Genomic DNA, 1,430 nt, shown 5'->3' with positions numbered 1-1,430 from the left:
TGAACTGTAACCCGAATAATGGACACTAATTAAAAAGTGCCCCTTTATTCGGGTTTTTCTATGTCCCCAGAAAGAAAACCCGTTTATAATAAAAGAATTATTGTGGACGGAGGATTTACATGAGTAAGAATTTATTTACGGAATATCAGATTAAAGAATTGGAGAAGAACCCAAACGTTTTACGTGTATCAGAACGTGCTATTTCCTATAATTCTGACTTCAAAGTAAAGGCTGTAATGGAGTATAAAAGTGGAAAAATTCCTTCTCAAATTTTTATTGAAAATGGATTTAACCTTGAAGTAATAGGTAAAAATCAGCCCAAAAGATGTCTTCAAAGATGGCGTGAAACGTATGAGAAGTTGGGTGACCTTGGTCTTCAATCAGAGCGCAGAGGAAAGGCAAGCAGTGGTCGACCGTCTTCAAAGGAACTATCAGTAGAAGAAAAACTCAAAAAGGCTGAAGCTAGAATCAAATTTTTAGAAGCAGAAAATGACTTCTTAAAAAAGCTAGAGGAACTAGAGAGGCAGGCGTTGAAGAAGAAACGGTACTAACACCTTCAGAGAAATTTCAACTTATTGAACATACCATTCGACAACACCAATTAAAGAACTTAGTCAGTTTTTTATGTAAATTAGCTGAAGTGAGTAGAAGTGGATACTATGCTTGGTTAAAGGCTGCCACTGATCGCCAACGTAAAGATGTTGAGGATGAACTGGATATTGAACTAATACAGTTTATCTTTCAACACAAAAAGGAAAAGGTCGGGGCTTTACAAATCAAAATGATCTTAGAAAATGATTATTTTGTGGAAATGAATCATAAGAAAATTCGAAGGTTAATGCGCAAATATCAACTGATTGCTAAAGTTAGGAAGGCAAAGCCTTATAAAAAAATGGCAAAAGCTACTCAAGAACATCGTACATGCCCTAACATATTAAAACGTGAATTTAATCAAGAAGAGCCTGGGAAAGTGTTATTAACCGATATTACTTATCTATATTATTCAAATGGTCAAAAGGCTTATTTATCTTGTGTCAAAGATGGTAGTACGAATGAAATATTAGCCCATTATTTGACCACTTCATTAGAGATGGATATTGTCTATAAAACATTAAAAAGACTCGATGAAGTTATGCATAATGGGTTTCATCCTGAGGCAATCCTTCATTCAGACCAAGGGTTCCATTATACTCATCCCCTCTTTCAAGCTAAGGTAAAGAAATTGGGTATCATCCAATCAATGTCCCGTAAGGGAAATTGTTGGGATAACGCACCAATGGAATCATTCTTTGGTCATTTTAAAGATGAGGTTGATTATAAAGATTGTGAGAGTTTAGGTGAACTAAAACAGTTAGTGGATTCATATATCGAAGAGTACAATAATGATCGTTACCAGTGGGGATTAAATAGGATGACCCCGGTACAATACC

At 35.3% G+C, this 1,430-nt stretch carries 1 protein-coding gene; it reads left to right on the top strand.

Features of this window, described 5'->3' with window-relative positions:
- Nucleotides 1-119: 119 nt before the first annotated feature.
- Nucleotides 120-1,430, top strand: a protein-coding gene (locus tag KW850_RS32535; RefSeq protein ID WP_218351714.1) for an IS3 family transposase whose coding sequence is annotated in 2 segments (ribosomal slippage) — nt 120-492 and nt 492-1,430 — 1,312 coding nt annotated over the 2 segments. Because the reading frame shifts where the segments join, the coding sequence is not laid out codon by codon here. This gene is flagged as partial in the annotation.

This window comes from Bacillus sp. sid0103 (assembly GCF_019219025.1).
Note: the sequence above shows the minus strand (reverse complement) of the source record. Positions and strands in the feature narration are given on the sequence as shown.